The organism is Psychrobacter immobilis (assembly GCF_904846065.1).
Taxonomy (GTDB): Bacteria; Pseudomonadota; Gammaproteobacteria; order Pseudomonadales; family Moraxellaceae; genus Psychrobacter; species Psychrobacter immobilis_H.
This window is the reverse complement of record NZ_CAJGZV010000001.1, coordinates 1,370,393-1,383,347: the sequence shown is the minus strand read 5'-3', so window position 1 is coordinate 1,383,347 and position 12,955 is coordinate 1,370,393. Positions and strand designations below refer to the sequence as shown.

Genomic DNA, 12,955 nt, shown 5'->3' with positions numbered 1-12,955 from the left:
TAGTGATGAAATAAAACTTATTTGGAGAAAGGCTATGAAACTATGGATTGGAAACATGAAATATGGCGGCTGTGCTCGTGGTGTGACAGCAATTATTCACGATATCGACTCAAACGCCAAGGTTGACATGGATTTAGCAGCCAAAGTGGTCAGTATTGAAACCATCGCAAGTGTTGAGCAGATGACGGCTGCTTTAGCAAAGGCTGGCTTCCCTGCACAAGTGCAATGAGTCAGTCTGATAGACGCGCAGTCTATACGATTAACAGAAAGGATTATGGGCTGAATCATTTTGAATTTATTGACCACGCGCGTTTGGTGATAGGTCTACTTTTACGTATGAAAAGTGGATAATGTTACCAAAATGAATACTTTATTTATGACAGGAGTTATCGGCAAGCGCATGCAATATTCCGCAGGATTCAGCCAGCGCTTCACTTGCGCATTTTTGCCGCAACGCTAGTAGATGTTGCTTTAACTGAACCAATTCTTCCATACGTGTTTCTACCGCATCGATATGCTCATCCAATAGCACATTGACCTCACCGCAGTTTTCCTCAGGTTTATCTCTATACTGAAGCAGGGTTCGTACTTCATCCAAAGTCATATCGAGCGTACGGCAGTGCAGGATAAATTGTAGACGCTCAAAATGCGCCTCATTGTACAAACGATAGTTGCCTTGGCTACGCGCAGGCTCTGGTAATAACATCTCTTTCTCATAATAACGAATGGTTTCGACCGTCGCACCGGTGCGCGTGGCAAGCTCGCCAATTTTGATAAGCATGTGTATCTCCTTAAATAGTATTTTCTATTATCTAAAACAATAAAGTAACTATAAGGTTTGCTGATAAAAAATCAAACCCCTTTATCGTTAAAAGCCTTGACCCTGAAGCTACTATAGGGTTCATAATATCTTCAATAAGAGGATAAATAACTATGCAATATCATATTGAAGGTATGGACTGTGCCAGTTGTGTTGGCAAAATTGAGCGGGCGCTCATACGTATGCCAGGCGTCTCTGGTGTTCAGTTAAACTTTGCGACCCAAAAGCTAGAGCTAATCTTGGCGTCTGATGCAGCGACTGATGTTAAAGATATCGAAAAAACCATTAAGCGTCTCGGGTTCGGTATATCAGCGTTAAATGGTCAACAAGAGAAGAGTAGCACTGATGAAAGTCAATCAGCGATAGAGAATCAGCGCTGGTGGCAAACCATAAAGGGTAAGCAGGTTATTGGTACTGGGATTTTGATGAGTGCCGCATATATGTTGTCCTTAATTTTCCCTGAATATGGCGCATGGGTTTTTATTGCCGCTGTGGCTATCGGAGTCCTACCATTTGCTCGTAAAGCTTTTGCACTGGCGTTAGTAGGTTCGCCTTTTTCAATTGAAATGCTCATGTCTGTTGCGGCTATCGGCGCCCTTATCATTGGAGAGGCAGAAGAAGCTGCCGCCGTGGTATTTTTATTCTCAGTTGGTGAGCTGCTAGAAAGTGTCGCAGCTGATCGTGCGCGCGCTGGCATCAGAGCGTTATCATCGCTAGTGCCAAAGACAGCTATCTTGTTAGACACGCAAGGACAACAACGTCAGGTGGCAGCGACTGCATTACAGATTAACGATAAGGTGCTTGTGCGTCCCGGTGATAGAGTTTCTGCTGATGGGGTGATTATTCAAGGAATATCTAGCCTTGATGAGTCACCTGTGACAGGAGAATCTGTTCCTGTTGCCAAAACCATAGGTGCTGAGGTCTTTGCTGGATCTATCAACGTTGATGGGGTACTACAAATACGCGTAGAAAAGACAGCAGCAGATAATACGATTGCGCGTATTATTGAACTTGTGGAGCAGGCGCAATCGTCCAAAGCACCGACTGCACGCTTTATTGAAACCTTTAGCCGTTACTATACGCCTATCGTGATGGCGATTGCAGCGCTGGTCATTATTATCCCACCTCTACTGATGGGAGCAGAATGGGGAATATGGTTATATCGCGGTTTGGCGCTATTACTGATAGCTTGTCCTTGTGCTCTTGTGCTGTCAACACCTGCCGCTATTGCCTCAGGTTTGGCGGTCGGCACGCGCCATGGACTGCTTATCAAAGGCGGTAATGTCATGGAGTTGGTTGGTCAGGTCAGCACCGTCGCTTTTGATAAAACGGGTACTTTGACTGAAGGAAAACCACGGGTAACCGATGTCATTGATTTTAAAACAGTACATGGCGATGCTGAGGGTCACGATAAACTACTGTCACTGTTTGCGAGTGTCGACTCCGTCTCTAGTCATCCGCTTGCTATCGCTATTGTGGATCATGCCAAAGCCGCTAAGGTAGTCATACCTAGATCCTCCAACGCCTTTGCGACTGCCGGTAAAGCCGTTCATGCAACGGTTGCTGGACGCTCTTTGGCCATCGGCTCACCAGTCTACGTCGCTGAGAAAGTGAGGTTGCCAGCTGAGCAGCAGATTCAAATTGAGATGCTACAAAATGATGGTAAAACGGTTTCTATTTTGTTTGATGAGCACACGAGGGAGGCGCTCGGATTGGTCGCTCTACGTGATGAGTTACGAGAAGATGCACAGCAAGCCATTGCCCAGCTCAATAAAATGAACGTGCGCTCTGTCATGCTCACAGGTGACAATAGCCGTACGGCAAAAGCACTTGCTAGTCAATTAGATATAGAGTGGCAGGCTGAGCTGTTACCTGAAGACAAGCTACGTCTACTCAGCGAGATGCAAAGCAATAGTAAAATAGCGATGATTGGTGATGGTATCAATGATGCACCCGCTTTGGCAGCGGCAGATATTGGCATTGCGATGGGCAGTGGCACGGATGTGGCTATCGAAACGGCTGATATTGCCCTATTAAAAAGCCGCGTGATGGACGTTGCTAACCTTATTGCCTTATCCCGCGCCACCATGAGAAATATCCATCAAAATGTCATATTTGCACTTGGGTTAAAAGGCATATTTCTGATAACCACTGTGCTCGGCGTGACAGGACTTTGGATTGCTGTGCTAGCGGATACTGGTGCTACGGTACTGGTGACGCTGAATGCATTGCGTTTACTGCGTTTTAAAGGAATGTCTTCCCGTTAATGACAGTTAAAGAATAAAACGGTTATGGCTACATCAGTGGCCGTTTTATTACATCCACCTCTTACCTAGAAGCAGTCAATGAGCCTACCTTTAAAAAAATCATTACCTAAACCTATCACACCTTATTCGAATTAAATCTACGTCGATACTCACTTGGTGTCAACCCAACAATGCGCTTAAATATTTTACGAAATGCACTGGCATCACTATAACCAACTTTCCACGCTATTTGCTCAACAGGAGATGACGAGAACTGTAAAAAGTCTTTTGCCTCTCCGATGCGTAATCGCTGACAATATTCTGTGGATGTCATGCCCGTCGCCTTATGAAAACGACGCAGAAAAGTACGCTCTTCTAACTGTGCGCAATCGGCTAAGGTAGATAAATCGATATCTTGTGCATTGGTTCTTTGTAGCCAATGCTGCACTTTTAATATGGCTGTGTCTCCATGGGTGAGGTTGGGTGAGAAAGCACTGTAATAACATTGTTCACGCCTTGAAGGGTCAATTAATAACATACGAGCGGTCTCATTCATCACCTGAGAACCAAGAAAGCGATCCACCATTCTCAATCCCAAATCCGTCCAAGCCATCGCGCCACCAGCGGTCACAATATCACCGTCTTCGATAATAATGCGATCGACATCGAGCTCCACATCAGGGAAACGCTGCTTAAAATCCTCTGCATAACCCCAATGCGTGGTTGCCTTTCGCTTGGAGAGTAGTCCTGTTTCGCCCAATAAAAAAGCACCGGCGCAGACGGACGACAGTATCACCCCTGTCGAATGCTGCTCTTTTAGCCATTCTAGCCAAGGTTCTGCCGCTTGCTTTGCAATCGGTGCTTCTAACGTGGGTGGAATGATGACGGCTGTTAATCTTCCTACGCTATCAGGATTGCTCGAAAAAGTGCGCTTAGGCTGCTGCTTAACGCCGCAAATCTCCCAGTGACTGACCTGTAAAGGCAGATCGGTTGTATCTTGACGTTTAGCGGCGAGTTTACTGGCCACCACGAATAAATCAGTCAGTCCAAGGACAGCCGCCGTTTGTGCTTTCTCATAAACGATCAAGCCAATTTCAATAGCATGTTTTTGATTCATATATCGTTATTAACCTCTTATGTGTCGATGTAGCCACTCGTTAGTGTAGCACAGTGCTTGTAAAATATACGCCTATACAGTCACTTCCATAAACAAAGAGGCATTATCATGAACACACAAGCATTGATCGTTGTCGACATTCAAAATGAGTATTTCCCACAAGGTAACTTATCACTTGTAGGTATTAACGAAGCCGCTGATAATGCAGCTTTGGTGATTGCGTCTGCGAGAGAAAAAGGTCATACCGTCATTCATATCCGTCATGAAATGCCTGCTGACGCACCGATCTTTACGCCTGGTACCGATGGTGTAGCAATCAATGAAAAGGTAAAACCAATAGAGAATGAAGCCGTCATCACTAAGCATTACCCCAATTCGTTCCGTGAGACCAATCTGAAAGAGCTATTAGATAAAGAAGGTATCAAAGAAGTGACTGTGATTGGCGCCATGAGCCACATGTGTGTGGATGCCACAGTTCGTGCTGCAGTGGACTTTGGTTATACAACCACTACGGTTCATGATGCCTGTGCCACGCTTGATCTTGAATTTAATGGTACGAAAGTACCTGCTGTTCAGGCTCATGCCACCATCATGGCAGCGATTGAGTTTCTATATGGCGAAGTGATTGATACCCAAACTTGGATTGCCCGTTAATCCAGAGTTGTTAGCCAAACCATGATTTAGTCATGAAATAGACTCTTAAACCCTAGTCCCATTAAGAAGAATTTCCTCAATAAGGTAACTATTATGAATATCGCAAAATCACTGACCGGCACCACACTGTTAAGTGGCGTCATGTTGTTAACGGCATGTACCACCTTTGCCAGTCCAGCAGCAAATTCTAACGCGGTAAAACAGACAGCTACCAATACCGTTCAATTTCAGCAAATCCGTAATGCCACGATCAAGCTTGATTATGCTGGCACCACGTTTTTAGTGGATCCGATGCTAGCAGCTAAAAACGCTTATCCAGGGTTTGATGGCACAGTAAATAGCCAAATACGCTATCCAATGGTGGATTTGCCGATGACTGTTGCCGAAGTGCTTAGGGCTGATGCCATTATCTTGACGCATCTTCATGCTGACCATTGGGATGATGCCGCACGCAACCTCGTGCCGCGTGACATGCCAATTTTTACCCAAGATGAAGCGGATACGGCAATCGTACGTAAAGATGGTTTTACCAATGTTATAGCATTAACAGAGCAAGGCTTTGTGTTTAAAGGCGTTACAATTCATAAAACCATCGGACAGCATGGTACTGATTAGATGTACAAAGTGGCACCATTAGCTGAACTACTGGGCAAAACGATGGGGATTGTATTCCAGAAACCAAACTACAAGACCGTTTATGTCGCAGGGGATACCGTTTGGAATAAGGAAGTGGAAGATGCATTCACTCGCTATAAGCCTGATGCGGTCATCCTTAATACAGGCTATGCGAAGTTAACTACCTTTGTTGATGACTCTATCATTATGGGTAAAGAGGATGTATACCGTGCGTATAAATTCTCTCCTAATGCTCAGATCGTGAGCGTGCACATGGATACGGTCAATCATGCCACCCTCACCAAGGCAGAGCTGCGCCGCTTTATCGAAGAAAAGCACTTAGACAAGCAGCGTGCGCTTGTCCCTAATGATGGTCAAACCTATAAATTCTAGTGCTTGATGGTTGGGTCTTTAAATCTTCCCTGTGTGGCAATACCCAAAGTGTGTTGCTATGCATCGTTAATACGGTAAAAATGAGATCGTTTATGAATATGCCAAATCATTCAGGTAGCGCCCCTTTCGTTCTTTCGGTGCTCGACAATGCCTTCACCGGCGTTAGTCACACGGCAGAGGACACCTTTCAAGAGATGATTGCGCTTGCGAAATTGGCTGACAAAAGAGGCTTTCAGCGGTTTTGGATGTCTGAACATCATGCCATGCCTGGTGCTTCGGTGCCTTCACCGCAGATGATGGTGGCTCGGCTTACTGGGGAAACTGAGCGAATTAGGCTTGGTGCAGGCGGCATCATGCTACCGAATCATGTGCCTTTGGTCATTGCTGAACAATTTGGCATGCTCGATGCGATGGCGCCAGGACGAATTGATCTTGGTTTGGGACGGGCACTGGGTACGGATGGTGCAACGGCTTCCGCTTTGCGTCGGCATAAGGCAGCAAACGATGAATTTCCTCAGCAAGTCGCAGAGTTGTTGGGCTTTTTAGAAAACAGTTTTCCAAAAGACCATCCTTATCATGCGGTTCATGCGGTGCCAGGCCCATGGCAAGCCGAGCAAAACCGAGTACCCCCATCGAAGACCGCTGCTGATGTTTGGATCTTAGGGTCATCGACTTACTCCGCGCATCTGGCAGCAAAGCTGGGTAGACCTTATGCATTTGCTCTACAGTTTGGCAATGCTGATGTCTTAAGTGCCATGCGCATTTACCGAGAGAATTTCCGTCCTTCAAAAATTCTAGCCAAGCCATACTGCTTAGTCAGCATTGGCGCGATTGCGGACGAAGATCCTGTAGAGGCACGTCGCCAGTCAACATCGTCTGCCATGGCAATGTTGAGAATGTTTCAGCGCAAGCCTTTTGCTTTACTGCCTCCTGATGAAGTAGCCGCTTTTCAAGGCAATATGCAAGAGCGCCAGATTATTGAACAGTATACCGATCAAACCCTGCATGGCACTGCTGCCGAGGTCGCAAAAGGTTTAGAGGATCTTCAGGAGCAGACAGGTGTCGATGAGGTAATGATGGTGGTTCAGGGCTATTCGCGCCGCGCCCAATCGCGCACTGTTGAGCTAATCGCAGATCATTATGGTATGCCAAATCACTAGATCCTGTTGGGAATAACGATATTAAAAAGTTAGCAAAGCGCTTAATGCCTAACCATTAGGCTTGATTGGGCTCGTAAGCTACCCAAATGCATTGCACCGATGTAATGACAGCGACACTCAAAAGACACTGATTCTCATCCAAATAGTAGTCCCTGTGTAGATAATGGCTTTTGAAGAAGTAGCGCATACAAGTGAAGTTAGCAACCAAGATAAGCCGTGATATAATGCCCCGATAATTGATATTTTATGAAAGGTTTACATTATGGCTCGTACAGCTAGCGCATTACACATTTTAGTAAAACACAAAGAGCAGGCTGAAGACATTATTGCCAAGCTTCAAAAAGGCGCTAAGTTCGATGTGCTGGCGAAACGACATTCAACCTGCCCATCAGGTAAAAAAGGCGGCAGCTTAGGTGAGTTTCAACAAGGCGACATGGTACCGCCATTTGACAAAATCTGCTTCAGCGGCAAACTCTTCACCCCACATTTGGTAAAAACCAAATTTGGCTGGCATGTGGTCAAAGTACTCTACAGGACATAAGCATTAGGAGCGGAGCTTTAATTATAAGCCGACTGACATATGCCTTAAACATTATCCTGACTCATACAGGATCTAACATCATGGCAATCACGATTTGAGCTGCCATGATTGACTCATTTATGACCCAAAACGACTTATGATCTAATGTCCGTGTCATATCTAAATTTGAGTTGAAGACACTTTAGTTCCCATAAAAGTGATGATGATAGACATTTATAAATAGGTTTTGATCATAATAAAGCGTTAAGAACAAAAGGCTGCTACTGCCCTCTCTCCTATTTTATATCAACAATAATAATTTTTAAGGCATTAAAAAAGGACACCGCAGCGTCCTTTTTTATTCTAAATCAAGGCTCATATACAGCCTATTCTAATGATGCTCACCAGGCAGTATTCTGGCAAAAGCACGCTGAGCAAGGTTTGGCTTCTTATCGGTAGTCAGTCCAGCGCGGGTGCTTGGAAAAATACGATAACCCATCGACTGAATACCAACGTTGATTGCTGGTGCCAGTGAATAAGTAGCTGACGCAAATTTACCCATGTTGCTGGCAATACTGTTTGGTTTATGGACAATCGCTTTGGCAACCATCATCGCGGCTTCATCAGGCATTAATGCAGGCATGTAACGGTATAACTTAGTAGGCTCAATCATAGGCGTACGCACCAATGGCATAAAAATATTGGTAATCGTCACATTATCGCCCTTCACTTCAGCAGCTAAGCAGCGGCTAAAAGCGTCCAATGCCGATTTTGAGGCAACATAAGCGGCAAAACGCGGACTGTTTGCCAATACGCCAATCGATGAGATATTCACAATTTGACCAGTCTGACGTTCAATCATCCTCGGCAAAAACCCAAGAACTATTTTAACCGCGCCAAAGTAATTGATATCCATAGTACGCTCAAAATCATGGAAACGATCAATAGACTCGTGAACCGAACGCCGAATTGAACGACCAGCGTTATTGACCAAGACATCAACATGTCCGAAATCTGCCAAAATTTGCGTGCTAACTTTTTCGATATCATCCATATTGGTCAAATCACAAGGGTAATAACTGGCATTGCCACCAAGCTCCTCGATACTTTCTTTAACGGCTTTTAGTTTGTCTTCGGTACGTGCTAATAAGATAACATGCGCACCGCATTCACTAAGTAAATATGCTGTACGCTCACCAATACCGCTTGATGCCCCTGTGATAATGATATGCTTATCTTTGACCGCTTTGTTGATTGCTTTTTTTGAGGGATTGGCCATAAAAAATCCTTTTTGTTGTTTCTATGCCTATGAATGTTCGATTACAGCATAGCAAAAAATTATGGCTTAAAGTGAACAAAACCGCCGTCTCAGCCAGATAATTTGCCGATCATAAGGATCGATAAACGTATAATCGCAGTATTTTTCAGACTTACGCTTTTCACCGAGCATCGATAAGGAGTATCTATTTTGATTGCAACTCTAGCTCATTACATTGATTTAATTGCTAAGATAGTCGAGGTCATTGGCGTACTTATTATGTTTTTTGGACTGTTTTTTGCTTTTTATCGAGGGATTCGCCTAACCAGTGGGTTTAACCATGAGACCTATATCGAAGTCAGACAAACCGTCGGTAAATCTATTTTGTTAGGATTAGAAGTCCTCATCGCCGCTGATATTATGGCGACTGTCGTCACAGAACCGACGTTACGCAGCGTCCTAGTACTAGGTTTTATCGTACTCATTCGGACTTTTTTGAGCTTGTCACTACAAGTAGAATTAGAAGGCAAATTCCCTTGGCAAAAAGAAAATACCGCACTCAAAAAAGAACCAAGTACCGCTAAAGTGGACGAGCCTTAAAGCTTTTTTATTATTTAACAAACGCTTAGCATGAACCCTCTGCTCACTTACTATCCGTGCGCCTGCAAAAAATCTTCGACCACGCGAAACTGTCCAGCGGTACTTTCTTCACCATACATTGCTTGGCGAAAAGCATTAGAATTAGGAATGCCTGTGGTATACCAAGCAATGTGCTTGCGAGCGATACGGCAGCCAGAGTACTCACCATAAAAGTCATATAGCTCTTGCAAATGCGCCAATACGATCTCTTTTATCTCACTGACGCTCGGTGCATCAAGACTCTCACCAGTGCGTAAGAAGTGCTCGATATCACGGAATATCCATGGTTGTCCTTGGGCAGCACGCCCAATCATCACAGCATCACAACCTGTCAACTCATAGACACGCTGGGCTTTTTGCGCGCTATCGATATCGCCATTGGCAATGACGGGAATGTTGATGCTTTCTTTAACTTCGCGTATCAGCTCATAACGCGCCTCGCCAGTGTACATATCCTCGCGCGTGCGCCCATGAATGGCAATCGCCGCAATACCTGCTTGCTCAGCACGCTTCGCCACACGCAAGATATTCTCACGACCGTTTTCATAACCCAATCGCGTTTTTAAGGTCACGGGGGCATTTACGCTATTTACCGCCGCATCTAACAAGCGCGCAACCAAATCTTCGTCTTGCAACAGTGCAGAACCTGCCAGCCTACGGCAAACTTTTTTGGCAGGGCAGCCCATATTGATATCAATAATTTGCGCGCCATTATCAATCTGATAACGTGCCGCTTCTGCCAATTTATCAGGCTCAGCCCCTGCAATTTGCGCTGATATAGGCGCAATTTCATTGTCAAAATTGGCACGATACAAGGACTTTTTGCGCGCGTAAAGCGCCGTGTCAGCGATAATCATTTCACTCACCGCATGACCGGCACCAAATGATTTACACAATCGCCGAAAAGGATTGTCTGTCACGCCCGCCATAGGAGCAACCATGAGGCGGTTTTCAATCGTCAAGCCACCAATATTCAATGGTTGCAATAATGGATGGTCAGATACTGGCAAAGACGACGGTAAAGCAGGAGAATCAGTAGACATAAAAAACGGCTTGCCATTAATTAAAATAAGATAATAAAAACAAGCCGTTATTCTAAGGAATCGTACACATAATGCAAGCTATTAACGTGAATAACTTGCATTAAGAAACACTACGCTTTCAACAGTGCACCCTTACTTATCAAACACACTGCCCTGCTCTAGTGTGATGTCCTCATCATGCTCCTGCATACGCCACGGCAAACTATCTGGCGACACATTTAAGAAGTGTAGGTATTTTTCGAACTGATCAATAATATCGTTAATCACTGACTCTGATTGATAGCCATATAAATCATAGGTTTGACCACCACGGCGCAAATACACCTCAGCACGATGATGGTGCTCTTGTGGTAATTCATTGGCCATATCTTCCGTATAATAGTCAGGAATTTCATGCTCTGACAAACGAACTTCATACCAGAACTCTACATTGTCACCGCGTCTTAATTCCAATACAGCACGGTTATTGACCTCATCATAATTTACATCAGGCAACCAGCCTGTTTCGGCAAACTTCTCTGCCACCTCATGCATCGATGATAAAACCGTACCTTTGATATAACCCAGCACTTTATCTCGCGTTGGTTGATTGGTGATATAGTCAATACGATCACGCCATGCGTCAAGCTTAAGTAGATGCGGCGGCAAATGATTGTCATTGGCTAGGCTTTGATTGCGATGTCCTTCAATACGTAGTGCGCGCCACATACCAAATGTCGAAATCAATATAATGATCGCAAACGGTAAAGCACTAACGATAGCCGCTGTTTGTAGTGCACTTAGACCGCCTGCGATAAGTAGAACCGCTGCGACCGCCCCTTCAGTTACCACCCAAAACGAGCGCTGCCACCAAGGCGTATCACTGCGTCCACCCGCAGCGAGCGAGTCAATCACTAATGACCCTGAATCCGATGACGTCACAAAAAAAGTAATAATTAACAGTACTGTCAATGATGAGACAATCTGTGTAAATGGTAAATTCTCTAGCAATTTAAATAACGCAATTGCTTGGTTGTTTTGCACCTCGCTAATCAGCGCGTCGTAGCCATCAACCATAATCATATGCAGTGCTGTATCACCAAACACCGAAAACCAAAAGAAGGTAAATAACGTTGGCACTAACATGACGCCCAATACAAACTCACGAATGGTGCGACCGCGACTGATTTTGGCAATGAACAGACCCACAAAAGGCGCCCAAGCAATCGTCCATGCGAAAATAAATAGTGTCCAACTACCGATCCAATCACTCGATTGGTATGCTTGCAAGCTAAAAGTACGCTCAACGATATTGCCCAGATAGCTGCCCGTGTTTTCCATAAAAGCATTGAGAATAAAGATCGACGGACCAACGATAAAGACAAATAACATGAGTGCCGTTGCCAATACCATGTTTAAGATAGACAAGCGCTTGACGCCTTTGTCCATACCTGCCAGCACGGATACCAAGGCAGCTGCTGTTACTAAAGCAATGATAATAACCTGCACCGTCGTATTAACTGGCACCATCTCTGGTAGCAAATAATTTAGACCCGCGTTAATTTGCGCCACCGATAGACCCAAGCTGGTGGCGATACCAAACATCGTGCCCACGATCGCAAACACATCAACGGTATGTCCAATAGGGCCATAGATTTTGTCACCGATTAATGGATATAGCGTTGAGCGTACCGACAATGGCAAGCCATGACGAAAAGAGAAATACGCCAGCGACAAACCTACTACGCCATAAATCGCCCAAATATGAAAACCCCAATGAAAATAGGCAATTTGCATAGCTTCTTTGGCAGCTTCAATCGTCTGCGGCGTGGAAAGTGGCGGACTGGCAAAATGCAATACTGGCTCTGCTACGCCATAAAACAGCAAGGCTATGCCATAGCCTGCGGAAAAAAGCATGGCAAACCATTCCAGAAACTTATACTCAGCCTCCGCATGGTCAGGGCCCAATTTAATACTGCCATAAGGCGAAAATGCCAAGGCGATAATAAACATCAAAAATATGGCGACTGCCAACATATAAAACCAGCCGAAAGTGTCGGTGGTAAATGCCAGCACTTTGCTGAACAGCTCGCCAGCAGCGTCAGGGTTGATGGCTGTGCCAATCACCAATAACAGCATAATCGCTGCTGCCGGTACAAAAACCGGCAACAAAATAGTGGAGCGAGGTAATTTACTCATAGAAAGTGATATCCCCAAAAAGTAGCAATGAAAAATAATCTTCGATATCAAGATTAATAATCAGAAGGAGCAGTGCCTTTTTTATAAAAAGTGACTCACAAAGGCGAAAATGCATCAGTTATTATTAAACAAATACAATTTTTATCACACTATGCTCAAAAACCCCAGACAAGCGCCCAACTTGTAACATGACTTTAACGATTGTTACATGACTATTACCAAGTAATAAAAAAGGCCGCTTGTTAGCGACTTTTTTATTTTATTCTGGAACAATTTACGTTTTGCTTGTTAATTCGACAGCTATCTCGTTTT

Annotated in this window: 13 protein-coding genes; 8 read left to right on the top strand and 5 right to left on the bottom strand. The window is 44.7% G+C overall.

Going from position 1 to position 12,955, the window contains the following annotated elements; all coding sequences use genetic code 11:
• Positions 1 to 34 precede the first annotated feature (34 nt).
• Complete coding sequence (locus JMW64_RS05790) at positions 35 to 229, top strand: heavy-metal-associated domain-containing protein (protein ID WP_109590099.1); 195 nt, start codon at positions 35 to 37, stop codon at positions 227 to 229.
• Between the two features lie 141 nt (positions 230 to 370).
• Here the strand turns inward: JMW64_RS05790 and cadR are convergent, their stop codons facing one another.
• Positions 371 to 781, bottom strand: coding sequence for a Cd(II)/Pb(II)-responsive transcriptional regulator (cadR, locus tag JMW64_RS05785; RefSeq protein ID WP_045452168.1), 411 nt, complete (start codon positions 779 to 781; stop codon positions 371 to 373).
• A 152-nt stretch (positions 782 to 933) separates the two neighbouring features.
• Here cadR and JMW64_RS05780 point away from each other — a divergent pair, with 152 nt between their 5' ends.
• Positions 934 to 3,087 carry a heavy metal translocating P-type ATPase gene (locus JMW64_RS05780; protein ID WP_109590101.1) on the top strand — a complete coding sequence of 718 codons (2,154 nt, stop codon included), beginning with the start codon at positions 934 to 936 and terminating at the stop codon, positions 3,085 to 3,087.
• Between the two features lie 115 nt (positions 3,088 to 3,202).
• Here JMW64_RS05780 and JMW64_RS05775 read toward each other — a convergent pair whose 3' ends face one another.
• Complete coding sequence (locus tag JMW64_RS05775) at positions 3,203 to 4,183, bottom strand: GlxA family transcriptional regulator (protein ID WP_109590103.1); 981 nt, start codon at positions 4,181 to 4,183, stop codon at positions 3,203 to 3,205.
• 108 nt (positions 4,184 to 4,291) lie between these two features.
• Between JMW64_RS05775 and JMW64_RS05770 the strand changes: the two genes are divergently transcribed.
• The 5 genes from JMW64_RS05770 (at position 4,292) to JMW64_RS05755 (ending at position 7,546) form a co-directional block, all read left to right on the top strand.
• Positions 4,292 to 4,837 carry a cysteine hydrolase family protein gene (locus JMW64_RS05770; protein WP_087814383.1) on the top strand — a complete coding sequence of 182 codons (546 nt, stop codon included), beginning with the start codon at positions 4,292 to 4,294 and terminating at the stop codon, positions 4,835 to 4,837.
• A 93-nt stretch (positions 4,838 to 4,930) separates the two neighbouring features.
• Positions 4,931 to 5,452, top strand: a complete 522-nt coding sequence (locus JMW64_RS14080) for an MBL fold metallo-hydrolase (protein ID WP_227694085.1) — start codon at positions 4,931 to 4,933, stop codon at positions 5,450 to 5,452.
• The gene (locus JMW64_RS14075; RefSeq protein ID WP_227694083.1) at positions 5,453 to 5,845 is read left to right on the top strand and encodes an MBL fold metallo-hydrolase; all 393 of its coding nucleotides are present in this window, start codon (positions 5,453 to 5,455) and stop codon (positions 5,843 to 5,845) included.
• Between the two features lie 92 nt (positions 5,846 to 5,937).
• Complete coding sequence (locus tag JMW64_RS05760; RefSeq protein WP_087814381.1) at positions 5,938 to 7,005, top strand: LLM class flavin-dependent oxidoreductase; 1,068 nt, start codon at positions 5,938 to 5,940, stop codon at positions 7,003 to 7,005.
• 262 nt (positions 7,006 to 7,267) lie between these two features.
• Positions 7,268 to 7,546 carry a peptidylprolyl isomerase gene (locus JMW64_RS05755; protein ID WP_045446094.1) on the top strand — a complete coding sequence of 93 codons (279 nt, stop codon included), beginning with the start codon at positions 7,268 to 7,270 and terminating at the stop codon, positions 7,544 to 7,546.
• A gap of 370 nt (positions 7,547 to 7,916) precedes the next feature.
• Here the strand turns inward: JMW64_RS05755 and JMW64_RS05750 are convergent, their stop codons facing one another.
• Entirely contained in the window at positions 7,917 to 8,804 is an 888-nt protein-coding gene (locus tag JMW64_RS05750) for an SDR family NAD(P)-dependent oxidoreductase (protein WP_087814380.1), read from the bottom strand.
• A gap of 189 nt (positions 8,805 to 8,993) precedes the next feature.
• On the opposite strand from JMW64_RS05750, the gene JMW64_RS05745 reads away from it, so the two are divergent.
• Positions 8,994 to 9,383, top strand: a complete 390-nt coding sequence (locus tag JMW64_RS05745) for a DUF1622 domain-containing protein (RefSeq protein WP_087814379.1) — start codon at positions 8,994 to 8,996, stop codon at positions 9,381 to 9,383.
• A gap of 50 nt (positions 9,384 to 9,433) precedes the next feature.
• On the opposite strand, the gene dusB is transcribed toward JMW64_RS05745, so the two are convergent.
• Together dusB and JMW64_RS05735 are read right to left on the bottom strand one after the other, a co-directional pair.
• On the bottom strand, positions 9,434 to 10,465 hold the full coding sequence (gene dusB / locus JMW64_RS05740; RefSeq protein WP_087814378.1) for a tRNA dihydrouridine synthase DusB: 1,032 nt from the start codon (positions 10,463 to 10,465) through the stop codon (positions 9,434 to 9,436).
• Positions 10,466 to 10,597: 132 nt separating this feature from the next.
• Positions 10,598 to 12,643, bottom strand: a complete 2,046-nt coding sequence (locus JMW64_RS05735; protein WP_045452155.1) for a BCCT family transporter — start codon at positions 12,641 to 12,643, stop codon at positions 10,598 to 10,600.
• Between the last annotated feature and the right edge of the window lie 312 nt (positions 12,644 to 12,955).

Coding starts and splice junctions, on each gene's coding strand:
- JMW64_RS14080 (WP_227694085.1), top strand. CDS start 4,931: ATGAATATCGCAAAATCACTGACCGGCACCACACTGTTAAGTGGCGTC.
- JMW64_RS05750 (WP_087814380.1), bottom strand. CDS start 8,804: ATGGCCAATCCCTCAAAAAAAGCAATCAACAAAGCGGTCAAAGATAAG.
- JMW64_RS05790 (WP_109590099.1), top strand. CDS start 35: ATGAAACTATGGATTGGAAACATGAAATATGGCGGCTGTGCTCGTGGT.
- JMW64_RS05770 (WP_087814383.1), top strand. CDS start 4,292: ATGAACACACAAGCATTGATCGTTGTCGACATTCAAAATGAGTATTTC.
- JMW64_RS14075 (WP_227694083.1), top strand. CDS start 5,453: ATGTACAAAGTGGCACCATTAGCTGAACTACTGGGCAAAACGATGGGG.
- JMW64_RS05775 (WP_109590103.1), bottom strand. CDS start 4,183: ATGAATCAAAAACATGCTATTGAAATTGGCTTGATCGTTTATGAGAAA.
- JMW64_RS05755 (WP_045446094.1), top strand. CDS start 7,268: ATGGCTCGTACAGCTAGCGCATTACACATTTTAGTAAAACACAAAGAG.
- cadR (WP_045452168.1), bottom strand. CDS start 781: ATGCTTATCAAAATTGGCGAGCTTGCCACGCGCACCGGTGCGACGGTC.
- JMW64_RS05735 (WP_045452155.1), bottom strand. CDS start 12,643: ATGAGTAAATTACCTCGCTCCACTATTTTGTTGCCGGTTTTTGTACCG.
- JMW64_RS05760 (WP_087814381.1), top strand. CDS start 5,938: ATGAATATGCCAAATCATTCAGGTAGCGCCCCTTTCGTTCTTTCGGTG.
- dusB (WP_087814378.1), bottom strand. CDS start 10,465: ATGTCTACTGATTCTCCTGCTTTACCGTCGTCTTTGCCAGTATCTGAC.
- JMW64_RS05780 (WP_109590101.1), top strand. CDS start 934: ATGCAATATCATATTGAAGGTATGGACTGTGCCAGTTGTGTTGGCAAA.